Source organism: Sphingomonas spermidinifaciens, from assembly GCF_002351485.1.
Lineage (GTDB): Bacteria > Pseudomonadota > Alphaproteobacteria > Sphingomonadales > Sphingomonadaceae > Sphingomonas > Sphingomonas spermidinifaciens.
This window is the reverse complement of record NZ_NWMW01000002.1, coordinates 162,102-183,517: the sequence shown is the minus strand read 5'-3', so window position 1 is coordinate 183,517 and position 21,416 is coordinate 162,102. Positions and strand designations below refer to the sequence as shown.

Annotated in this window: 27 protein-coding genes; 16 read left to right on the top strand and 11 right to left on the bottom strand. The window is 68.3% G+C overall.

Annotated features, from left to right (window positions below; genetic code table 11):
* Positions 1–56: 56 nt before the first annotated feature.
* The 4 genes from COC42_RS11015 to COC42_RS11000 all read left to right on the top strand — a co-directional run bounded on the left by COC42_RS11015 (position 57) and on the right by COC42_RS11000 (position 4,230).
* The gene (locus tag COC42_RS11015; RefSeq protein ID WP_096343391.1) at positions 57–1,268 is read left to right on the top strand and encodes a LysR family transcriptional regulator; all 1,212 of its coding nucleotides are present in this window, start codon (positions 57–59) and stop codon (positions 1,266–1,268) included.
* Between the two features lie 75 nt (positions 1,269–1,343).
* Entirely contained in the window at positions 1,344–2,369 is a 1,026-nt protein-coding gene (locus COC42_RS11010; RefSeq protein ID WP_096343390.1) for an amidohydrolase family protein, read from the top strand.
* An 8-nt stretch (positions 2,370–2,377) separates the two neighbouring features.
* A complete protein-coding gene (gene pobA / locus COC42_RS11005) occupies positions 2,378–3,547 on the top strand; it encodes a 4-hydroxybenzoate 3-monooxygenase (protein ID WP_096344149.1) in 1,170 nt (389 codons plus the stop codon).
* A gap of 77 nt (positions 3,548–3,624) precedes the next feature.
* Complete coding sequence (locus tag COC42_RS11000; protein WP_096343389.1) at positions 3,625–4,230, top strand: TIGR02466 family protein; 606 nt, start codon at positions 3,625–3,627, stop codon at positions 4,228–4,230.
* Here the strand turns inward: COC42_RS11000 and COC42_RS10995 are convergent.
* On the bottom strand, positions 4,214–4,837 hold the full coding sequence (locus COC42_RS10995) for a phosphatase PAP2 family protein (protein WP_096343388.1): 624 nt from the start codon (positions 4,835–4,837) through the stop codon (positions 4,214–4,216). The two genes, COC42_RS11000 and COC42_RS10995, sit on opposite strands and share 17 nt — an antisense overlap.
* A gap of 88 nt (positions 4,838–4,925) precedes the next feature.
* Here COC42_RS10995 and ychF point away from each other — a divergent pair, with 88 nt between their 5' ends.
* The 5 genes from ychF (at position 4,926) to COC42_RS10975 (ending at position 8,193) form a co-directional block, all read left to right on the top strand.
* Positions 4,926–6,026, top strand: a complete 1,101-nt coding sequence (gene ychF / locus COC42_RS10990; RefSeq protein ID WP_096343387.1) for a redox-regulated ATPase YchF — start codon at positions 4,926–4,928, stop codon at positions 6,024–6,026.
* A 2-nt stretch (positions 6,027–6,028) separates the two neighbouring features.
* Positions 6,029–6,232 (top strand): hypothetical protein, encoded by a 204-nt coding sequence (locus tag COC42_RS10985; RefSeq protein ID WP_096343386.1) that lies wholly within the window; start codon positions 6,029–6,031, stop codon positions 6,230–6,232.
* Positions 6,233–6,243: 11 nt separating this feature from the next.
* Complete coding sequence (locus tag COC42_RS18090) at positions 6,244–6,372, top strand: hypothetical protein (protein ID WP_281253096.1); 129 nt, start codon at positions 6,244–6,246, stop codon at positions 6,370–6,372.
* An 88-nt stretch (positions 6,373–6,460) separates the two neighbouring features.
* Positions 6,461–7,684, top strand: a complete 1,224-nt coding sequence (locus COC42_RS10980) for an alkaline phosphatase family protein (RefSeq protein ID WP_096343385.1) — start codon at positions 6,461–6,463, stop codon at positions 7,682–7,684.
* A gap of 38 nt (positions 7,685–7,722) precedes the next feature.
* Positions 7,723–8,193 (top strand): MaoC family dehydratase, encoded by a 471-nt coding sequence (locus tag COC42_RS10975; RefSeq protein WP_096343384.1) that lies wholly within the window; start codon positions 7,723–7,725, stop codon positions 8,191–8,193.
* 5 nt (positions 8,194–8,198) lie between these two features.
* Here the strand turns inward: COC42_RS10975 and COC42_RS17695 are convergent, their stop codons facing one another.
* The 5 genes from COC42_RS17695 to petA form a co-directional block, all read right to left on the bottom strand.
* Positions 8,199–8,822 (bottom strand): hypothetical protein, encoded by a 624-nt coding sequence (locus tag COC42_RS17695; RefSeq protein ID WP_176484644.1) that lies wholly within the window; start codon positions 8,820–8,822, stop codon positions 8,199–8,201.
* A 120-nt stretch (positions 8,823–8,942) separates the two neighbouring features.
* Positions 8,943–9,485 carry an adenine phosphoribosyltransferase gene (locus COC42_RS10965; protein WP_096343383.1) on the bottom strand — a complete coding sequence of 181 codons (543 nt, stop codon included), beginning with the start codon at positions 9,483–9,485 and terminating at the stop codon, positions 8,943–8,945.
* A gap of 75 nt (positions 9,486–9,560) precedes the next feature.
* The gene (locus COC42_RS10960; protein WP_096343382.1) at positions 9,561–10,394 is read right to left on the bottom strand and encodes a cytochrome c1; all 834 of its coding nucleotides are present in this window, start codon (positions 10,392–10,394) and stop codon (positions 9,561–9,563) included.
* A 15-nt stretch (positions 10,395–10,409) separates the two neighbouring features.
* Positions 10,410–11,720 (bottom strand): cytochrome b, encoded by a 1,311-nt coding sequence (locus tag COC42_RS10955; protein WP_096343381.1) that lies wholly within the window; start codon positions 11,718–11,720, stop codon positions 10,410–10,412.
* An 11-nt stretch (positions 11,721–11,731) separates the two neighbouring features.
* A complete protein-coding gene (gene petA / locus COC42_RS10950) occupies positions 11,732–12,316 on the bottom strand; it encodes a ubiquinol-cytochrome c reductase iron-sulfur subunit (RefSeq protein WP_096343380.1) in 585 nt (194 codons plus the stop codon).
* Positions 12,317–12,509: 193 nt separating this feature from the next.
* Between petA and COC42_RS10945 the strand changes: the two genes are divergently transcribed.
* From COC42_RS10945 to COC42_RS10930, 4 genes are read left to right on the top strand one after another with little or no spacing between them, the layout of a single operon-like run.
* Positions 12,510–12,956, top strand: coding sequence for a tRNA (cytidine(34)-2'-O)-methyltransferase (locus tag COC42_RS10945; RefSeq protein WP_096343379.1), 447 nt, complete (start codon positions 12,510–12,512; stop codon positions 12,954–12,956).
* A 46-nt stretch (positions 12,957–13,002) separates the two neighbouring features.
* A complete protein-coding gene (locus tag COC42_RS10940) occupies positions 13,003–13,794 on the top strand; it encodes a hypothetical protein (protein ID WP_096343378.1) in 792 nt (263 codons plus the stop codon).
* A gap of 49 nt (positions 13,795–13,843) precedes the next feature.
* Positions 13,844–14,689 (top strand): oxygen-dependent coproporphyrinogen oxidase, encoded by an 846-nt coding sequence (gene hemF / locus COC42_RS10935; RefSeq protein WP_096343377.1) that lies wholly within the window; start codon positions 13,844–13,846, stop codon positions 14,687–14,689.
* A 1-nt stretch (position 14,690) separates the two neighbouring features.
* Positions 14,691–15,281 (top strand): GNAT family N-acetyltransferase, encoded by a 591-nt coding sequence (locus tag COC42_RS10930; protein ID WP_096343376.1) that lies wholly within the window; start codon positions 14,691–14,693, stop codon positions 15,279–15,281.
* Here the strand turns inward: COC42_RS10930 and COC42_RS10925 are convergent.
* Together COC42_RS10925 and COC42_RS10920 are read right to left on the bottom strand one after the other, a co-directional pair.
* Complete coding sequence (locus COC42_RS10925; protein ID WP_096343375.1) at positions 15,254–15,973, bottom strand: hypothetical protein; 720 nt, start codon at positions 15,971–15,973, stop codon at positions 15,254–15,256. The genes COC42_RS10930 and COC42_RS10925 overlap by 28 nt on opposite strands.
* Positions 15,970–16,800, bottom strand: coding sequence for a hypothetical protein (locus COC42_RS10920; RefSeq protein ID WP_096343374.1), 831 nt, complete (start codon positions 16,798–16,800; stop codon positions 15,970–15,972). Before COC42_RS10920 ends, COC42_RS10925 begins: the two co-directional genes overlap by 4 nt.
* Positions 16,801–16,863: 63 nt before the next feature.
* Between COC42_RS10920 and lipB the strand changes: the two genes are divergently transcribed.
* From lipB to COC42_RS10905, 3 genes are all read left to right on the top strand, one after another.
* Positions 16,864–17,574 (top strand): lipoyl(octanoyl) transferase LipB, encoded by a 711-nt coding sequence (gene lipB, locus COC42_RS10915; protein WP_096343373.1) that lies wholly within the window; start codon positions 16,864–16,866, stop codon positions 17,572–17,574.
* Between the two features lie 66 nt (positions 17,575–17,640).
* A complete protein-coding gene (locus tag COC42_RS10910) occupies positions 17,641–17,916 on the top strand; it encodes a hypothetical protein (protein WP_096343372.1) in 276 nt (91 codons plus the stop codon).
* Between the two features lie 215 nt (positions 17,917–18,131).
* The gene (locus tag COC42_RS10905) at positions 18,132–18,869 is read left to right on the top strand and encodes a hypothetical protein (RefSeq protein WP_096343371.1); all 738 of its coding nucleotides are present in this window, start codon (positions 18,132–18,134) and stop codon (positions 18,867–18,869) included.
* A gap of 6 nt (positions 18,870–18,875) precedes the next feature.
* Here the strand turns inward: COC42_RS10905 and COC42_RS10900 are convergent, their stop codons facing one another.
* The 3 genes from COC42_RS10900 to COC42_RS10890 form a co-directional block, all read right to left on the bottom strand.
* Positions 18,876–19,529, bottom strand: coding sequence for a class I SAM-dependent methyltransferase (locus COC42_RS10900; protein WP_245844050.1), 654 nt, complete (start codon positions 19,527–19,529; stop codon positions 18,876–18,878).
* A complete protein-coding gene (locus COC42_RS10895; protein ID WP_096343370.1) occupies positions 19,526–20,761 on the bottom strand; it encodes a BtaA family protein in 1,236 nt (411 codons plus the stop codon). Before COC42_RS10895 ends, COC42_RS10900 begins: the two co-directional genes overlap by 4 nt.
* A gap of 80 nt (positions 20,762–20,841) precedes the next feature.
* The gene (locus tag COC42_RS10890) at positions 20,842–21,333 is read right to left on the bottom strand and encodes a hypothetical protein (protein ID WP_096343369.1); all 492 of its coding nucleotides are present in this window, start codon (positions 21,331–21,333) and stop codon (positions 20,842–20,844) included.
* Between the last annotated feature and the right edge of the window lie 83 nt (positions 21,334–21,416).

Below are 21,416 nucleotides of genomic sequence, written 5' to 3'. Positions count from 1 at the left end.
CCGGACGCCACAATTCTGAATTGCCATCGGGACATAAGTTTCGCTTATGTCCGGCGATGACCACACCCGTCCACGACCTGAACCTGCGCCACCTGCGCGCCGCGCTGGCGGTGGTGGAGACGGGTACCGTCATCGCCGCCGCCGATGCGATCAACCTGTCGCAGCCGGCGTTGACGCAGGGGCTCGCGCGGCTGGAGGCAGCGCTCCGGACCTCGCTCTTCACCCGCCGCCCCGACGGGATGACGCCGACCCCCGCCGGCCTTGCCCTGGCACGGCGGGTCGAGGCGGTGCAGCGGCTGCTGGCCGATGCGATGAAGGGACTGCGCAAGGGCACGCGGGGCTTCGCGCGTGCCGACCTTCTCCTCACCATGGCGCAGTTGCGCGCACTCGTCGCGGTTGCGCGTGGGGGGAGCTATGTCGCTGCCGCTGCCGCGACCGGCGTGTCGCAGCCGGCGATCCACCGCGCGATCCGCGATGTCGAGCGGATCTGCGGCGTGACCCTGGTCGAGCGGCGCGGGCGCGGCGTTGCGCTGACTGCTGCGGGCACACGCCTCGCCCGCGCCTGCCGCCTTGCGCTGGGCGAGTTGCGCGCCGCGGTCGAGGAGATCGCCGCGATCGACGGGCGTGACGAGGGGCGGATCGCGATCGGCGCGATGCCGCTTGCGCGCGCCTGGCTGCTTCCCACCGCGATCGCGCGGTTCCACGCTGCCGAGCCCGGCGTCGCCTTCGACGTGGCGGAGGGGTCGCATGCCGAACTGCTCGAACCCTTGCGCGACGGCGAATTCGACCTGCTCGTCGGTGCGATCCGCGATCCATCGCCGGGGCCTGACATTGCGCAGGCGGCGCTACTGGTCGATCGTCTCGCCATCTTCGGGCGCAGCGGGCATCCGCTCGCGGGCACGGCGCCCGACGCCGCGACGCTTGCGCGACAGCCCTGGCTCGTTCCCCGTCGCGGCACCCCGCTGCGCACGCTGTGGGAAGGATTGTTCACCGGCCTTCCCCTGCCCCCCGTCGCGATCGAGTGCGGGTCGGTGATGATGCTACGCAACCTGATGCTGGAGGGCGATTACCTCACCCTCCTGTCGCCCGAGCAGTTGTGGGTGGAGATCGAGGCGGGCATCCTCACTCGCATCGCCGACGTGGCGGGCAGTACCCGCGTCATCGGCATCACCACCCGCGCCGCCTGGCACCCGACCCAGGCGCAGGCGCGATTCATCGCGATGCTGCGCGAGCTGGCCGCAACGCGGACACTTTCGGCAAATCAATAAAGGAACGCCGCTACCGATTGGCGCGATGGCCGCCGCCCCGGCACCAGCGGACCGTCCGAGAAGGGAGAGGTTCGCGTGACGCTCGTCATCGATTGCCACGGTCACTACACCACGGCACCCGAGTCGCATAACCAGTGGCGCGAGGCGCAGAAGGCCGCGTTCAAGGCGGGCGAGGCGGCGCCCCCGTACCCCATGATCAGCGACGACGAGATCCGCGAGACGATCGAGAAGAACCAGCTCCGCCTGATCCGCGAGCGCGGGGCGGACATGACGATCTTCAGCCCGCGCGCCTCGGCGATGGCGCACCATGTCGGCGACGAGGGCGTGTCGGTCGCCTGGGCGCGCGCGTGCAACGACCTGATCGCGCGTGTCGTCGACCTCTATCCGGAGGTTTTCGCGGGCGTCTGCATGCTGCCGCAATCGCCGCAGGCGGGGCTCGAGGGCTCGATCGCCGAGCTTCGCCGCTGCGTGAACGAGCTCGGATTCATCGGCTGCAACCTCAATCCCGATCCGGGCGGCGGCCACTTCCGCCACCCGCCGCTCACCGACCGCTTCTGGTATCCCTTTTACGAGGCGATGGTCGAGCTCGACGTGCCGGCGATGATCCACGTATCGGGCAGCTGCAATCCGGCGATGCATGCGACCGGCGCCTTCTACATCGCCGCCGACACGATCGCCTTCATGCAGTTGATCGAGGGCGATCTGTTCAAGGATTTCCCGACGCTCCGCTTCATCATCCCGCATGGCGGCGGCGCGGTGCCCTATCACTGGGGCCGCTATCGCGGGCTCGCTGACATGCTCAAGAAGCCGGCGCTCGCCGATCACGTCATGCACAACGTGTTCTTCGACACCTGCGTCTATCACCAGCCGGGCATCGACCTGCTCGCCAAGGTGATCGATTCGAAGAACATCCTGTTCGGGTCGGAGATGGTCGGCGCGGTGCGCGGGATCGACCCGGAAACGGGCCAGTATTTCGACGATACCAAGCGCTATGTCGACGCGCTCGACGTAAGTGACGAGCAGCGCCATGCGATCTTCGAGGGGAATGCCCGCCGTGTCTTCCCGCGGCTCGATGCGATCCTGAAGGCCCGCGGACTGTGAAGATCCCCATGAAGACCGAGGTCGCGATCGTCGGTGCCGGCCCGGCGGGCCTGCTCCTCGGCCACCTGCTCCGCGCCGAAGGGATCGGGGTGACGATCATCGAGCGGGCAAGCCCCGATTACGTCCTGGGCCGCATCCGCGCGGGCGTGCTCGAGCGGACGACGACGGACCTGCTCCACCGCCTCGGCATCGACGCGCGGCTGAATGCCGAGGGGTTGCCGCACGACGGTTTTGCGCTGGCCGATGGCGAGCGGCTGATCCGCATCGACGTGAAGGCGCTGACCGGGCGCAACGTCACCGTCTATGGCCAGACCGAGGTGACACGCGACCTGATGGCCGCTGCGCCCGAACGCGGGCTGGAGGTGATCTACGAGGCAGGCGACGTCGCGCTGCACGACATCGAGGGTGACGCGCCCTATCTGACCTTCACCAAGGACGGCTCGGCGCAGCGGCTCGACGCGCGGTTCATCGTGGGCTGCGACGGCTTCCACGGCCCCTCGCGCAGGGCGATCCCGGCGAGCGTCGCGCGGACGTACGAAAAGGTCTATCCGTTCGGCTGGCTCGGCATCCTCGCCGACGTGCCGCCGTGCGATCACGAACTGATCTACGCCAATCACGACCGCGGCTTCGCGCTCGCCTCGATGCGGTCGGAGACGCGCAGCCGCTATTACGTCCAGGTCGCTCTCGACGAGAAGGTCGAGGACTGGTCCGACGAGCGCTTCTGGGACGAACTGGTGGTTCGCCTCGGGCCGGAGGCGGGCGGGCGGGTGACGCGCGGACCGTCGATCGAGAAGTCGATCGCGCCGCTCCGCTCCTTCGTGTTCGAGCCGATGCGCCACGGCTCGCTGTTCCTCGCCGGCGACAGCGCGCACATCGTGCCGCCGACGGGTGCCAAGGGCCTCAACCTCGCCGCGTCCGATGTCGTCTATCTGGCGGAGGCGCTGACCGGCTATTTCAACCGCGCCGACAATGACGGAATCGCCGGCTATTCCGACCGGGCACTCGCCCGCGTGTGGAAGGCAGAGCGGTTCAGCTGGCAGCTGACGACGCTGATGCACCGCTTCCCCGGCCAGACCGCCTTCGACCGCCGCATCCAGGTGGCCGAGCTCGACTATATCGCCCGGTCGGAGGCGGCGCGGACGGCGATCGCGGAGAACTATATCGGTCTGCCGCTCTAGCCTGCCCGTCAACCCGATCGCGTTCCGGGGCGACGGCAGGGTTTGCGGGTGGTCGGCGATCTCCTAAACGGCCAGCTATGCCCAGCCGATCGCTCTTCGCCACGCAGTTCTACGAAGGCCGCATCGACGATGCCGCCCTGATCGCCGAGGTCGAGGCGAGCGTCCGCGCACTCGCCGAGGACGACCGGGCCGGGCGCGGCTGGTCGAAGGCGAACGGCTATCGCGGCTATACGAGTTATGCCTCGCTCGACGACCTGCCGGTGCGCGATCCGGTGTTCGCCGACCTCAAGCGTGCGCTCGACCGGCATGTGATGGTGTTCGCCCGCGATTGCGCATTTGATCTAGGGGGCCGTAAGCTCAAGCTCGACAGCCTCTGGGTAAATGTCCTGAAGCCCGGCGGCACCCATTCTGGACATATCCACCCGCACAGCGTGGTATCGGGCACCGCCTATATCGCCGTCCCGCCGGGATCGGGCGCGCTCAAGCTGGAGGACCCGCGTCTGCCGATGCTGATGGCCGCTCCCGGCCGTACGCCCGATGCGGTCGAGGCGTTGCGGCCATTCGTCTATGCCGAGCCTGCGGTCGGCAGCGTGTTCCTCTGGGAAAGCTGGCTGCGGCATGAGGTGATGCCGAATCAGGCGAAAAGCGACCGGATCAGCGTGAGCTTCAACTATCGGATGTGATCCCGTCTCCCGCGAAAGCGGACACACCGGCGTCCACAAGGCGGTCGATCATCGCCGACGCCGCGCGCTCCCCCGCCCAGCCGATCGCCGCGCCTGCGACCACGTCGCTGACGAAATGCTTCGCGCGCGGCAGCTGCACCAGCGCGACCGACAGCGCCAGCAGGCGGAGCGGGGTCGCCGCCGCGGGCACCTCGCGCGCGATCGCCTCGGCCACCGCCACCGCGCCCGCCGTGTGGCCCGAGGGGAAGGAAGACAGCTCATGCCGCGAGCTGTCGCCCGGCTCGGCGCGATAACCGTGGTCGAGCGCTTGATCGGGCCGCGTGCGGTCGATCGAGCGCTTCACGATCGTCTTGATCCCCGTCGCCAGCGTATGCCCGGCCAGCATCCGCAGCCCCGTGCGCGCGACCGCCGGTTGCCGCGCCGACAGCCCGACGACCAGCACCGCCGCCGACAGCGCAATGAGCGGCGGCTGGTCGGCGGCTTCGCTGACCGCGCCCGCCGCCTTGACCTCGGGCTTATGGCGATGGTGCGCCAGCGCGCGGGTGACGCGCAGGTCCAGGCGCTCGACCGCCGCCACCTTTTCGCGCATCGCCTTGGGCATCTTCATGCCAGTTCAACGCGCCGCCGGGCGCTGGCGTTGCACGCCGCTTGCCGCTAACGGGGCCGCCACTCCCTTCCTTTATCGAGACGGCATCATGGGTTTTCGCTGCGGCATCGTCGGGCTTCCGAACGTCGGCAAGTCGACGCTTTTCAACGCGCTCACCGAAACGGCGGCGGCGCAGGCGGCCAATTATCCCTTCTGCACGATCGAGCCCAATGTCGGCAACGTCGCGGTCCCCGACGAGCGGCTCCAGAAACTCGCCGACATCGCGAAGTCGGCCAAGGTGATCGAGACGCAGCTGGGCTTCGTCGATATCGCCGGCCTGGTCCGCGGCGCGTCGAAGGGCGAGGGTCTCGGCAACCAGTTCCTCGGCAACATCCGGGAGGTGGATGCGATCGTCCATGTGCTGCGCTGCTTCGAGAATGACGACATCCAGCATGTCGACAACCGCGTCGATCCGATCGCCGATGCCGAGACGGTAGAGACCGAACTGATGCTCGCCGACCTCGACAGCCTGGAAAAGCGCGTCCCCAACCTCGTCAAAAAGGGGCAGCAGGGCGACAAGGAGGCCAAGGCCGCCGCCGTGATCCTCGGCCGCGCGCTCGACCTCTTGCGCGACGGTAAGCCCGCACGGCTGGCGGTACCGAACGATCCCGACGAGGCGCGCCACCTCGAACAGGCGCAACTTCTGACCGGCAAGCCCGTCCTCTACGTCTGCAACGTCAACGAGGAGGATGCGGCCGAGGGCAATGCCTATTCGGCGCGGGTGTTCGAGAAGGCCAAGGCCGAGGGCGCCGAGGCGGTCGTCGTCTCCGCCGCGATCGAGGCGGAGATCGCGACGATGCCGGCGGAGGACCGCGCCGAGTTCCTTGCCGAGCTCGGTCTCACCGAAACCGGCCTCGCCCGCGTGATCCGCGCCGGGTACAAGCTCCTCAAGCTCCAGACCTTCTTCACGGTGGGGCCGAAGGAAGCGCGCGCCTGGACGGTCGAAGTGGGTGCCAAGGCGCCGCAGGCGGCAGGCGAGATCCACTCCGATTTCGAGCGCGGCTTCATCCGGGCGGAGACGATCGCCTATGACGACTATGTCCGCCTGAACGGAGAAGCGGGCGCGCGCGAGGCGGGCAAGCTCAGGCAGGAGGGCAAGGAATATGTCGTCCAGGACGGCGACGTGATGCTGTTCCGCTTCAACGTGTGAGATTGTCGGCGCGCCTGTCGCTTGCCGTGCTGCTGGGCGGGTTCGGCTGGGGGACGTTCACCCACGCCGCCGATTTCGTGACCGGACGTGCGCCGTACACCCACGGCACCGACTGGCAGAATGCGTTCTGGAATGCGCTGATGCGGCGGTTGTCGTCCTGTTGCTGCTGCGGCAGCGGGCGGGCATTCTGGCCGCGACTGCGGTGATGATTGCGGACGTGGCGGTCAACACTCGTCCGGCATGGGCCGCGGGCGCGTCCTTGCTGTCGACGCACGTCGTCTGGCAGGCGGCGTTTCTGGGGTTCGTCCTCGGCAGCGCGCCGATGCTCTGGCGCGAAACGCGATAACGCGCGTTCGAGTTGTCGCGATGGCCCGCTCCCGGATGCAGACCCGCTGTCATCAATCGGCCATGCTAAACCAGCACAGGCGACAGCCATGAAGCTCCTTTCCCGCCTCCTTGCGCTCGCCGGCTTCGCCGCGCTCCAGGCATGCATGACGCCGCCGGTCGATGCTCCCGCGACCCGTGCCGTCGTCGAAGCCCGCGCGCCGATCACGCTGCTCGTCTCGATCGACGGGTTCAGGCCCGATTATCTCGACCGCGGCGACACGCCCGTCCTCTCGCGCCTCGCCGCCGAAGGGGTACGCGGCTCGATGCAGCCGTCCTTCCCGACCAAGACCTTCCCCAACCATTATGCGATCGTCACCGGCCTGCATCCCGACCGCAACGGCATCGTCGCCAACAAGATGGAGGATGCGAGCCGGCCGGGCGAGCTGTTCACGATGGCGACCACCGACGCCTTCTGGTGGGACGAGGCCGAGCCGATCTGGGTCAGCGCGGAGAAGGCGGGCATCCGCACCGCAACGATGTTCTGGCCGGGGTCCAACGTGCCCATCCACGGGACCTTTCCGAGCGACTGGCAGCAGTTCGCGCAAGCGCTGCCCGAGGGCAACCGCGTCGCGGCGATTGTGGACTGGTTGCGCCGCCCGCTGGCGACGCGCCCCCGGCTGCTGACGCTCTATTTCGACAGCGTCGATACCGCCGGGCACAGGTTCGGCCCGGACTCGCCAGAGGTGCGTGCGGCGATGCGCGGCGTCGATGCGCGGCTCGGCGACCTGCTGGCCGAGCTCGGCGCGATGGGCCAGCCCGTCAACCTGATCGTCGGTGCCGACCATGGGATGGCGCCCGTCGATGCCGCCCGCACGATCGACTTCAACGCCGTCTTCCCCGCCGGCAGCACGCGCGTGATCGAGGACGGTCCCTATGCCGCGTTCGAGGCGATGCCGGGGCAGGAAGCCGCCGTACGTGCGGCGATCGCGCGGCCGACGCCGCACATGCGCTGCAGCGACAAGGCCGACCTGCCCACACGCCTCGCCTATGGCCGCAACCGCCGTGTGCCGCGCTTCATCTGCATCGCCGAGAGCGGATGGATGATCCTGTCCAAGCCGCCCAAGGCGCCGGTCAAGGGCGGCGCGCACGGTTACGACAATACCGATCCGCTGATGCGTGCGGGCTTCGTCGCCAGCGGGCCGGCGTTCGGTCGCGGCACCGTCGAGGGGCGCAATGTCGATCTCTATCCGCTGATCCGCCGCCTGATCGGCCTGCCGCCCGCCCCCGGCATCGACGGTTCGATCGCACCGTTCGAGCGGATCCTCAAATAGCGCTTGCATCCAACCGGTTTCGGATTGAAACTCATCCCATGCGCTATTTCGAGGATCTGGCGGTCGGCGAGACCGCATCGTTCGGGCGGTACGAGGTGACGCGCGAGGAAGTGCTCGACTTCGCACGCCGCTACGACCCCCAGCCCTTTCATTTGTCCGACGAGGGTGCGGCCGCGACGCATTTTGGCCGGCTCGCGGCGAGTGGCTGGCACAGCTGCGCAATGGCGATGGCGATGCTGGTCGAACAGATGAAGGCGACGCCGACCGCCAGCCTGGGCGCGGGCGGCGTCGACGAGCTGCGCTGGTTAAAGCCCGTGCATCCGGGCGACACCTTGCGATGTCAGACCGAGCTGATCGACAAGCGCGCCTCGGCGTCGAAGCCCGATGTCGGTTTCATGCGACAGCGGCTGACGATGTTCAACCAGCGCGACGAACCGGTGATGAGCTTCATCGCCAACGCACTGATCCGCCGACGCGCGAGCGGCGAGGGCACCGCCCCCGCCGCCTGACGCGCTCAGCGCGGCCGGTTGAAGCCGCCGCGATTGCCGCGGAAGCCCTGACGCCCGCCACCGCCGCGGTTGCCGAAGCCCTCGCGCCGGCCGCCAAAGTTGCCGCGATCGATCCGGTTCTCGCGCCGCACATTGCGCAAGTCGCTGCGATACTCCTGGCGATAGGCGCGTCGGTCGGCCCGCCGCTCGGCACGGAACTCGGGCCGCGTCACCTGACCGTTGCGGAACGCCCGACGGTCGGCACGGCGATCCTGGCGAAAGGCGCGGTTGTCGACGCGGCGATCCTGCCGGAAGTCGCGCCAGTTCTGCCGAACGTCGCGATTGCCGCCGCGCCACGCGTAGCGGCGGCCCTCCCAGTAACGCTGCTGCGCACCGTTCCAGCGGAAGGGGCGGCGATAGCGGTCATAGACGTAGTAGCCGGTGCCGGGGTAGAAGAAGCCGTCGTTCCAGCCCCAATAGGGATTGCCGAACCCTCCGACGCCGTAGCCGGCAAAATAGGGGTCGTCGTAATAAGTCGCGCCATAGCCGACGTTGAGCCCGCCATAACCATAGCCGTAATCCGAACATGCCGACAGTCCGAGCGCTGCCGCGATCGCGATACCGGCGATCTTCACTTGCCTTGCAAACATCCTGAGCCTCCTCGATACGCAGGAGTGACAACTCATCAGGCGCGTTTCGTCTTGAACGGCGCGTGAACCGTCGCTCTCGGGACTCGAAGCGCGGCGCGGAGGCGTTGGTTCCGCGGGCAGTTAATGCCCCTCGAACGCCACGAGCGCATGAACAGCGATGCCGTCGCCCGCTAGCGCCGCCGCGCCGCCCAGGTCCGGCAGATCGATGACGAACGCGGCCTCGCTGACCACTGCGCCGGCCTTGCGGATCAGGCGGACGGCGGCGCGGGCGGTGCCGCCGGTGGCGATCAGGTCGTCGACCAGCAGCACGCGGGCGCCCGGCGCGCAAGCATCGGCATGCATCGCGATGCGGTCGGTGCCGTATTCGAGCGCATAATCCTCCGCGATCGTCGCGCCGGGCAACTTGCCGTCCTTGCGGATCAGGAGCACGCCCGCGCCCAGTCGCAGCGCCAGCGCCGGCGCGAAGACGAAGCCCCGCGCCTCGATCCCCGCGACGAGGTCGATCGGCCCGGCGATCTTCGCGGCCATCGTCTCGACAGCGAGGCGCAGCCCGTCGGGATCGAGCAGCAGCGTCGTGATGTCGCGGAACTGGATGCCGGGCTTGGGAAAGTCGGGAATAGTGCGGATGAGCGCAGCGAGGCGCGCGGCGGTGTCGTCGGTCATGGAATCCCCGGCAAACGAAAAGGCCCCGGAGTCGGCAAGCGACTCCGGGGCCGGATCAGACACGGCGATGGTCGATCAATGCTTCACGTTGCGCCAGACGCTCTTATAGGCGCCGATCGTCAGGGCGATGAAGATGATCAGGAACACGACCGAGGCGAGACCCGCGGTATGGCGCGCCTCGAGCTTGGGCTCGGCGGTCCAGACGAGGAACGCGGTGACGTCCTTCGCCATCTGATCGACGGTCGCGTTGGTCCCGTCGGCATAGGTCACCTGCCCGTCGCTGACCAAGGGCTGCGGCATGGCAAGGTTGAGCGTCGGGAAATAGGGGTTGAAGTAGAGGCCCTCGGGCGTTGCGAAGTTGGGGAACTCCTTCATCAGCTCGGCCGAAGGCTGCTGATAGCCGGTGAGCAGCGAATGGACATAGGCGGCGCCGTCGGGGCGCGCCTTGGTCATCAGCGACAGGTCGGGCGGGATCGCGTTGTTGTTCGCGGCGCGCGCGGCGACCTCGTTGGGATAGACGTGCGGGAACTTGTCGGAGGGCAGGTTCTTTCGCGTCGCTGCCTCGCCCGTCTCGGGGTTCACGCTCGGCTGCTCGGTGGTCCACTGGTTGGCGATCGCCTTTACCTCGGCCTCTGAATAGCCGAGCGCTGCGAGGTCGCGGAACGCGACGAGGCTGATCGAGTGACAGGCGGCGCAGACCTCCTTGTAGACCTGGAAGCCGCGCTGAAGCTGCTGGCGGTCGAACTTGCCGAAAATGCCGTTCGACGCGAGCGCGACGGGCTTGGGCTTCAGGTGGAACTCATGCTCGGCGGTCGCCGGCTCCGACGCGGTAGTGATCGTGCCGAACAGGCCGAGCACGAGGACGAAGGCGAAGCCCAGCCCGATAAGCGGTGCGATGATGCGGGTCATGTCGTGATCGCGTCCTTATTCGGCCGGCATCGGGTTGGGTTGGCCCTCGATCGCGCTCTTGGCCGGGGCGGTGCCGCCCTTGCCCTTCAGCACCGCCTCGGTGATCGAATTGGCGACGGGCTTCGGCCGCTCGGTGGCCGAGACGATCGGCAGGATGACGAGGAAGTGGAGGAAGTAATAGGCGGTGGTGATCTGGCCGATCAGCACGTTGATCTTGGTGGGCTCGGCGCCGCCGACATAGCCGAGGACGAGCACGTCGACGAGCAGAACCATCAGGAACGCGCGGTAACGCGGGCGATGATTGGCGGTCCGCGCCGGGCTGGTGTCGAGCCAGGGCAGGAAGAACAGCAGCAGGATCGAGCCGAACATCGCCAGCACGCCCCACAGCTTCGCCGGCAGGATGAAGTCGACGGTGAACGACTTCAGGATCGCGTAGAAGGGCAGGAAGTACCATTCGGGCACGATGTGCGCCGGCGTCGAAAGCGGGTTAGCCGGGATGTAATTGTCCGGGTGCCCGAGCAGGTTCGGCTGGAAGAACAGGAAGATCGCGAACACCAGCAGGAACACACCCACGCCCACGCCGTCCTTGGCGGTGTAATAGGGGTGGAAGGGCACGGTGTCCTGCTCGCCCTTCACCTCGACGCCCGCCGGGTTCGACGAGCCCGGAATGTGCAGCGCCCAGATGTGGAGGATGATGACCCCCGCGATCACGAACGGCAGCAGATAGTGGAGGGAGAAGAAGCGGTTGAGCGCCGCGGCATCGGGGGCATAGCCGCCGAGCAGCCAGATGCGGATCGTCTCGCCGACCAGCGGAATGGCCGAGAAGAAGCCGGTGATGACCTGCGCGCCCCAGAAGCTCATCTGCCCCCAGGGGAGCACATAGCCCATGAACGCCGTCGCCATCATCAGGAGGAAGATGACGACGCCCAGCAGCCACACCATCTCGCGCGGCGCCTTGTACGAGCCGTAATAGAGGCCGCGGCAGATATGGATGTAGACGACGATGAAGAACATCGACGCGCCGTTGGCGTGCGCATAGCGCAGGAACCAGCCGGCATTGACGTCGCGCATGATCGCCTCGACCGAGTTGAACGCGGTCGCCGCGTCGGTCGAATAATGCATCGCCAGCACGATGCCGGTGATGATCTGGATCGCGAGCGCCGCCCCGGCGAGCACGCCGAAGTTCCAGAAATAGTTGAGGTTGCGCGGCACCGGATAGCCGGCACCGACCGCATTGTAGACGAGGCGCGGGAGCGGCAGGCGGTCGTCCAGCCACTTCATGACCGGCGCCTTCGGCTCATACTGCTTGGCCCAGGGGAAGCTCATCTTGCCAGTCCTCAGCCGACCACAATCGTGGTGTCGTTGGAGAATTCATAGTCGGGCACCGCCAGATTGGTCGGCGCCGGACCGGAGCGGATCCGCCCCGCGGTGTCATAGGCCGAGCCGTGGCACGGGCAGAAATAGCCGCCGAACGGCCCCTTGTTCTCACCCTCTCCAGCGCCCAGCGGCACGCAGCCGAGGTGCGTGCAGACGCCGAGCGTCACCAGCCAGTTGGTCTTGCCTTCCTTGGTCCGCTCGGCGAGCGTCTGCGGGTCGCGCAGGCTGGCGGCATCGACCGAATTGGCCTGGTTGATCTCCTCGGGCGTCAGGTTGCGCACGAACAGCGGCTGCTTGCGGAAGCTCGCCTTGATCGCCTGGCCCGGCTGGATCGCCGACACGTCGACCTCTGTCGTCGACAGCGCCAGCACGTCGGCCGAGGGGTTCATCGAGTTGATGAGCGGCAGCGCGATCACGCCCGCACCCACCCCGGCCCATGCGACGGCGCCGATCGCCAGATAATCGCGGCGGCGCGGATCGGCGACCGTGTCGTCATGCACGCGGGGCGATTCGCCCGGCGAAACCGTGTTCTCAGCGCTAGCCATGCCTCAGCCCTTGAAATCGTCTGTCATCGCGTCCCATCTGCCGCACGATCAGGGGCTCATCGAAAGCCCGACGGCAAACAGGCGCACGCTCGGTTCGGCTCCGAAACCGGGCGCCGTGGCCTGATAGACATGGCAGGCGCGGTTTGCCAACACCCCTTTTCGTCCTAGCCCCTTACCCGAAAGCGGCCGCCGCTTGCGCATCGCCCTCTACCAGCCCGACATCGCCGGCAATGTCGGCACGATCCTGCGCACCGCCGCCTGCCTGGGGCTCGGCGTCGACCTGATCGAACCGATGGGCTTTCCCTTTGGCGCGCGGGCGCTGGCACGGTCGGGCATGGACTATGCCGCGGCGGCCGAGGTGCGGCGTCACGCCGACTGGGAAGCGTTCCTGGCGGCGACGGCGGGCCGGATCGTGCTGGCGTCGACGAAAGGCGCCGTGCGGCTCGACGCGGCGCGGTTCGAGGCGGGCGACGTGCTCCTCTTCGGCAGCGAGGGCGCAGGGGTGCCGGGCCATGTCCACAACCGCGCAAATCTGCGCGTCTGCATCCCGATGACGGCAGGCATGCGCTCGCTCAACGTCGCGGTCAGCGCGGGGATCGTCGCGGCCGAGGCATTACGCCAGACGCGGGGCTGGCCGTAAGCCGTTGCAAGGGTTAGGCATCATATCAGATAGAAGGGAAGGTTCGATGCCGTCAGTCTGGATCGCTCTTGCGCTCGGAGCGGCGGCACCGCTCCCTGCGCAGACGCCGGAGGAAACGCGCAGCATCGCCGAGGCGGGGGCGGCTGGTGCCGAACTCTATGCCGCCGATCGCGCTGCCTGGGTCGCGAGCGACGCGGCGATCGCCTCGATCGGGCGTGATCGGATGCCAAAGACCGGCGGCTTCGTCGTCGAGCGCGCGGGCGAGGCGTCTGTCGTCACCTTCTTCGCGGGCACCGGCGCGGCGCGCACGGCGATCTTCACGGCGACGGTCTCGGAAGGGCGGGTGCAGACGGCACGCCGCGTCGATCCCGGCGTCGCCCTTACGCCCGCGCAGTTGCGACTGGCCGACGCGATCAACGCGGCGGGCGCGGAGGCGGTGCGACGCGGCTGGCGCCCCTGCGGCACCGCGTCCTTCAACGCCGCCGCGCTGGCACCGCGCAGCGCGGGCGCGCCGGTGCGCGTCTATCTGCTGACGCCGCAGAGCGCCGCCGACAGCGTGCCGATGGGCGGCCATTACCGGGTCGATGTGGCAGCCGACGGCAGCATCGCCGCCGCACGCGCCTTTACCAAAGCCTGTCTTGAGGTGCGACCGCAGCCAGGCAAGAACGGCAAGCCGTCGGCGATCGTGGTCAGCCACCTGCTCGATCCGGTGCCAACCGAGCTTCATGTGTTCAGCAGCCTTGCCGCGCGCCTGCCGGTGCTGGTGATCGCGCCGGACAAGCGCATCTGGGCCGTCACCGGTCCGCGCATCCGCCTGACCCCCGCCGGGACCGACTGACGCGGTCGAGCCGCTTGCGCGCACGCCCCGGCTTGGCCAAACCGTCGCCATGCCACCGCTCGACGAACAGCAATCCGCCGCCCGCCACTGGTTCGAATCGCTGCGCGACCGCATCTGCGCCGCGTTCGAGGCGATCGAGCGGGAGGCGGGGTCCGATGCCGCGTTTGCCTATACGCCTTGGGACCGGACCGATCCCTCGGGCGAGCCGGGCGGCGGCGGCGTGCGGGGCGTGATGAAGGGCCGCGTGTTCGAGAAGGTCGGCGTCAACGTCTCGACCGTCGGCGGTACCTTCGAGGGCGAGTTCGCCAAGTCGATCAATGGCGCGAGCGAGGATCCGCGCTTTTTCGCAACCGGCATCAGCCTCGTCGCACACATGGCGAACCCGCACGTCCCTGCGGTCCATATGAACACGCGTTTCCTCGTCACGACGAAGCGCTGGTTCGGCGGCGGCGCGGACCTCAACCCGCCCATCCCCTATGCCGAGGACACCGCCGACTTCCACGCGGCGATGAAGGCGGCGTGCGACGCGCATCCCGGCGTCGGCGACTATCCGCGGTTCAAGAAATGGGCTGACGATTATTTCTGGCTGCCCCACCGCCAGGTCCATCGCGGCGTGGGCGGCATCTTCTACGACCATCTGGAGGGCGAGTTCGAGCCCGCCTTCGCGCTGACCCGCGACGTGGGCGAGGCGTTCCTCGACATCTATCCCTCGCTCGTTCGCCGGCGGATGGATATGCCCTTCGACGAGGCCGACCGCGCGCGCCAGCTCGAATGGCGGGGGCGCTATGCCGAGTTCAACCTCGTCTACGACCGCGGCACGCTGTTCGGCCTCAAGACCGGGGGCAATATTGACGCGATCCTGATGAGCCTGCCGCCGCTCGCCACGTGGTCGTGAGATGGGCCTGATCCCGGTCCCGCCGGGTCACGTCGCGGCGGTCGTCACGACGCTCGAAATGCGCGAGCGGCCACGGCCGCGCCCGATGCCGCCCTCGCCGCTCCGCCTCGTCCGCTGGCCCGAGCCTCAGCCGGACAAGTACCGCGCGCTGTTCGAGCGGGTGGGCGGGCCGTGGCTCTGGTACTCGCGGCTCGTCATGGACGACGCGCGGCTGATCGCGGCGACGCACCGTGCCGAGACGCAGGTCCATGCCGTCGTCGATCGCGCGGGGCTGGAGGTGGGGATGCTCGAGTTGACGCATCCCGAGCCCGACTGGTGCGCGATCGATTATTTCGGGCTGGTACCCGCGCTGACCGGCGCGGGGCACGGCCGCTGGCTGATGGCGATGGCGATGGCGCTCGCCTGGAAGCCCGGGGTCGAGTTCGTCCGCGTCAACACCTGCTCGCTTGACCATCCGCGCGCCCTCGGCTTCTACCGCGCGCAGGGGTTCGAGGCGGTGTCGCGATCGGTCGAGACCTTCGCCGACCCCCGCCTGACCGGCACGCTGCCCGCCGATGCCGCGCCTCACGTCCCCTTGGTGAGTGCGCGATAGACCACGATCTTGACGAGCATCGTCAGCACCCAGCCCGCCGTCGTCGCCGCCGCGGCGAGCGCGTCGAACGGCAGCGCCAGCGCAACGCCCCCTGCACTGCCAATAGCCTGACCCATGCCGCTGGCGATCGTCGTCGCGGCCTGACCGGCGAAAAAGGGGATCGCGGTCGCGACGAAACACCACCAGCCGCGCCCGGCGGTGAGTGCGAAGGAACGGGCAATCGCCTGGACCGGCCCCGTCCGCGGCTCGGCGGCAAGGACCGCGGTGACGAGGAAGAAGCGGCCGATCAGGTAGAGCGCTGGCAAGATAAGGAACGCGCCGAGCATCAGCGCGCCCCACATCAGCAGGCCCGCGGCGACGAACAGGATCAGGCGGCCCGCGGCAAGCCGCGCCGCCTCGGCCAGCGTCGGCCGGCCGGGTGCGAGGAACAACGACAGGAGAAGCGCGCTCGCCGCGAGCTGGAGGAAATTGACGCTCAGGATCGCGCCGGCATTGTCGCGGGCATAGGCGAGCAGCGCATCGAGCGCTGCCTCGTCGCCGCCGCCCGCAACCGGCTCGGCCGCGGGCAGGAACAGGAGCAGCGCGAGCGTCGGCACGAAATAGAAGAGGCCGGCGAGCGGCACGATCAAGCCCCGCTCCGCCCGCCACAGCGCACCGGCGGCGGCAAAAACGCGGCCGAGATTGAGTTTCAAGCGAAGATGTCCTCAAGGTCGGTGGCGGGTGCCAGCGCGGTATAGAGCTTGGCGGTGAATGCACTCTGGACGACGCTGAGCAGCGTCGCGACGACGGCGGTCACGGCCGCGACGAACAGCCCGCCGATGCTGAAGCCCGGCTGCCCCGCCCCGCCGATCGCGCCGATCACCCCCGCGGCGAAACCGATGCCGCCGATCAGGATCAGCGCGACGATCCCGAACAGGATGAACACCCCGATGATTCGCAGCGCATGGCCGCGCGTGAGGGTCCAGGCGCGCCCGATCGCGCTGAAACCCCGCCGCTCGGCGACGATCACCGGCCCCAGCACTGCCAGCCGCGCAAAGGCCCAGAGGAAGACGCCGAAGTAGAGGAGGCCATAGGCGACCAGTCCGAGCGCTACCCCGCCGCCCAGGTCCGGCACCGCGCCCCCGTCGGTCGAAAAGGCCGTCAGATCGACGCCGCTGGCGATCAGGATGCCGACAAAGGGGAGTGCCACGATCATTGCCGCCACCAGCAGGACGACCGATACGCCGACCAGCGGCAGCAGCCGGCGCAGGCCGAGCCGCGCCGCCTCGCTCGCCGCCATCGGCCGGATCGCGAGCGCGCTGACGGCCAAGCCGCCCGCCGCGCCCACCAGCGACAGGATCATGCCCACGAACTGGAGGGCCACCGCAGTCGGCGTGCGCGGCGCCGCGAGCTGTTCGAGAACGCCTGACACCAGTTCGGGCGCGAAGATCATCCCCGCCGCGAGCGCGAGCACCGCGCCGCCGCGTTCGTTCAGAAACTCGCTCGTCGCGTCCCAGACGCGCGTCATCTTGACCGTCAAGCCACGCCCCCTCACTTGAACGATGCGATCCCCGCACCGCTCAAGAGCCCTAGCCCAACCCGCATGGCGTTACCACAATCCCGACCCGCCGGCCTGCCCGACGACATCGAATGGCGCGTCGAGCGCGGCCTCGTCCCCTATCCGGAGGCCGTGGCGGCGATGGACGCGCGCGCCGCGGCGATCCGCGCGGGCACCGCGCGCGAGCTCGTCTGGCTTCTCGAACATCCGCCGCTTTACACCGCGGGCACCAGCGCCGATCCCGCCGAGCTGATCGACCCGCGTTTCCCCGTGTTCAGAAGCGGGCGGGGCGGACGCTATACCTATCATGGGCCGGGCCAGCGCATCGGCTATGTCCTGCTCGACCTCACCCGGCGCGGGCGCGATGTGCGCTGCTATGTCCACGCGCTTGAACAATGGGTGATCGCGGCGCTGCGCGAGGTGGGGATCACGGGCTTCGCCGTCGATGGCCGCGTCGGCATCTGGACCCGCGATGGCGGACCGGAGGCCAAGATCGGGGCGATCGGCGTGCGGGTGAAGCAGTGGGTGACGCTCCACGGCTTCTCGGTCAACCTTGCCCCCGACCTTGCCCACTTTGGGGGAATCGTGCCCTGCGGCTTGCCCGAATTTCCCGTCACCAGCGCGCAGCTCGTTGGAAAGAAGGTAAATCCGGCAACCTTTGACGCGGCGCTGGCGTTATCGTTCCCGGCGTTCTTGCGGACGCTTGGCGGAGATGGCCCCATTTGCAGGCTTGAGGGGCGTCCGCATAGCGATTAATGTCCATCTCGGTTTGGGTATTAACGGCCGAAAAGCCAGCCTAATCCTTTATCTAGGGAGCTCTAAATGCGTGCACTCATCTCCAAGGTCGTTACCGGTTCGATGATCGCCAGCGCGGCGCTTCTCGTGTCGGCCTGCGGCGGCAACACCGAGAACACCACCGAGAACACGGTCGTCACCGACCTGAACACCACCGATCCGATGATGGACGGCACGATGACCGACAACATGACGGCCGTCGACGGTGGCACGATGGGCAACGACGCGATGATGATGAACGACACCATGATGTCGAACGACATGATGATGTCGAACGATATGGCGACCACGAACGCGATGTAATTCGGCGTTCGGCCGCGCATTCGCGCGCGCCGCGACTATCGGAAAGGGGCCGCTGCGCACTCCGCGCCGCGGCCCCTTTTTCGCATCCGGCGCGGCGATCCGCGATGCTGCGCAGCATGGTGCCCGTTGCGCCGAAAAAGTCCTTCTTCCCCGCGGAAAAAAGTCTTAACGCTTAACCTTGCCCGTCAGGGCGTGTGCAGTGCCGAGGGGATGAGATGAAGCGGTTGGCGGTTATCGGGGGTGCCGTGGCCACGGCGATGTTCAGCGTGACGGCAACGCCCGCCACCGCGCAATTCTATTTCAAGCCGAAGGAATTGCCGACCGGCCGCATCACCGGCGAGGAGCCGGGGATGCTGGGCGCGGCAATGCCCGGCGCGACGCGCGAGGAGCTCGACGCGGCGATGGTCTGGAACCTGCGCGCGGCGCTCAACGTCGCGGCGCTTCAGTGCCAGTTCGAGCCGACGCTGCTCACGCTGCGCAACTATAACGGCATGCTCAAGGACCACGAGGCGGAGCTGGCTGCCAGCTTTGCCACGCTCGGCAAATATTTCCGCCGCGTCAACAAGACGCCCAAGGAAGGTCAGACCGCGTTCGACCAGTTCGGGACCAAGGTCTATTCGGGATTCTCGACGGTGTCGGCGCAGCGCATCTTCTGCCAGACCGCGGGCGTGGTCGGCGAGGACGTGGTGCATACGCCGCGCGGCCAGTTGGCCGATGTCGCGGCCACCCGCCTTCGCGAACTGCGCGGGTCGCTGACCGCCTGGGGTGAGCAGCAGTTCGCGCATGGCGGATATGGCTATACGCTGACCACCTTCCAGCCGCGGCTGCCGGACTTTGCCAACCTGCAATGCTGGCGCAAGGATATCTGGCAGGAGCGCCGCTGCGGCATGCTGGGCGAGGGGATCCTGCGCACCCCCGGCGCGCCCGATCCCGCCGCGCTCGCGCGCAACTGACCGGCCTCAGGCGGGCCGACGCAGCACCGCCCGCCAGGCATAGCCGCGATAGAGCGGGGTAAAATCGAGCGACAGGTCGCTGCCGCCCGCGGCGACCTCCAGCCAATGGCGCAGGTCCGCGCGCGGCGTCACCTCGAACCGGTCGAGCCAGGCGAACAGCCCCGCGCGGAACGGCGCGGGCAGCCGCTCCTGCTGCCCGAAGTCGACGATGTGGAGCGCGCCGCCGGGGGCCAGCGCGTCGCACGCCGCGCCGATCGCCCCCTGCCAGTCGGGGATCATCGACAGCGTGTAGCTCATGAAGATCGCGTCGGCCGCGTCGAATCCGAAGAGCAGGCGTGGTTCCCAGTGGGTCGCGTCGCCCTGTGCCAACGCGATGCGATCGGCCAGCCCCGCCCCCGCAACCTTCGCGCGCGCCGTCTCCAGCATCGCCGCCGAGATGTCGAAGCCGTGGCAGCGCGCCTGAGGCCAGCGCCGCGCGGCGAGGATCAGGTTGCGTCCGGTACCGCACCCTACCTCGACGATCGTACCCCTTGGCGGCGGGGCAAGCTCGTTGATCAGCCGGTCGCGGCCGAGAAGATAGTATTTGCGCGTCGCGTCATAGATGTGGCGCTGGCCGGCATAGATCGCGTCCATGCGCGCGGCATGGGTCGCAGCGCTCATCCCTTCAGCACATAGAGGTGGACGCCGCCATAGATCGCCGATCGGTCGCGGCGCGTATAGTCGAGCGATTTCTCGACGCGATAATCCCAGCGATCGAGAATCGCATCGGGTACGCGGCCCGGCAGCAGCGTCGGCGCGGCAGCGGTGCGGAACAGCACGCGCGCGCCGGGTTTCGCCGTCCGCGTGATCGCCGTCCACAGCCGCGTCAGCACCGCGTCGGTCATCCAGTCCTGCGCGTCGAGCAGGATATAGCGGTCGAGCGAGGCGTCGGGCATACCGTCCAGATAGTCGCACATGTTGGCGTGGCGCACCTCGACCCTGTCGACGCGCGCGCGCACCGCCTCGTGGTTCTCGGGGCGGAGATAGGGCGGCAGCGGCGCCGACGGCCCCTCGCCATAGCCGCGCCCGAACGCCTGCCACGCGAAATAATTGTCGCTGAGCGCGAAATCGCAGGCGAGCTTTTCGAGCCGCTGGCGCAGCACCGCCGCAATCCCCTCGGGATCGTCGCCCGCCAGCGCCTCGTACTGCGCAGGCGGGATACCTAGGCCGAACAGCGAGGCGGGCTGGTGCGTCAGCCACCGCACGAAGCGCTTGTCGAACACCGGCGCAAGCTCGCGGTCGAAGATCGCACGCTGTTCCTCGATCGAGCGCGCTTCGAGCATCACGCGCGGATCGACGCCGTGCAGCTTGGCGACCAGATGCGCCGCGCCGATGAACCCCCCAAGCAGGCCCTTGCGATAGAAGCCCTTCTTGAACCCGCCGATGCGCCGCCGCCCGATCAGGTCGCGCCCCTCCCAATAGCGGCGCGTCGGCTCGTCGAGATGCGGGCGGACATGCGTCTCATAGGCCGCAACATTCTCGGGCCGGTTGGCCTGGCCGAAGAAGCGGTGGAAGGCGGCGTGGTCGGGCAAGTGGCGTGCGGCCGCCAGCTTGAGCTTGCCCAACGCGATATGTGCGGTGTTGAGATCGACCGCGGTGATCCGCGCCGGATCGGCGGTCAGGTAGGAGAGGACATTGCAGCCGCCGCTCGCGATCGTCACGACATGGGCATCGGGAGTGATCGCCAGCGCCTCCAGATCGACCTCGGGATCCTCCCAGATCTGCGCATAGACGAGACCGCGGAACGCGAAGGTAAAGGCGCGTTCGAGCAGCCCCTGTCTGGTCAGATACTCGTGACGGTGGACCGCGCCGCGGACGGCACGGTTGGAGGGTGCTTTGGGCTGCGGCAACATGGCCGCGCGATAAGCCCGTGATGTGACCGCCCGATGCCGCCGCGATGACAGCCGCGCGTCACCCGTGCGACAGCTTCGCGTCAGTCGCGGCAATAGCCCTCGGCGTCCTTGACCGTCAGGCAGTCCTTCTTGCCCGCCAGCCATTTGAGGCCGGTCGCGTCACCGTCGGTGGCGCGGAGCACATGCTCGCCATCGGGCCGGGTGAAGGCGATGCCCTCCTCGGTCGCAGTGCCGTCGAACACGCCCTTGTCGTCGAGCGAATATTGCATGTCGAGCTTGTAGCGTCCCGGCGCATCGCCCTTGGCGACAATCAGGTTGAGACCCTCGACCCCGCGCCAGCGGCCGACCCAGCCGTCGGCGCGCGCGATCGCTGACGCTGACACCGCATCGTCGGCGAGGGGCACGTCCTCGCCATCGCCCTCGCCGCCCGGCAGTTCCACGACCTCGCCGGCCAGACCGGCCTTGTTCTCGGCCGCCAGCGCCGCGCTGTCATTGGCGGTCGGCGCCTCCCCGGCGCCGCCGCACGCGGCGAGCGACAGGGCCAGGGCGGGAATCAGGGCAGTGCGCTTCATCTTCGTCACTCCGTGCTGCGGCGCTACAGCTAGGCAATCGGGGGCGGTCACGCTAGGGCGCTTTGGACTGCTACCCGCCGACG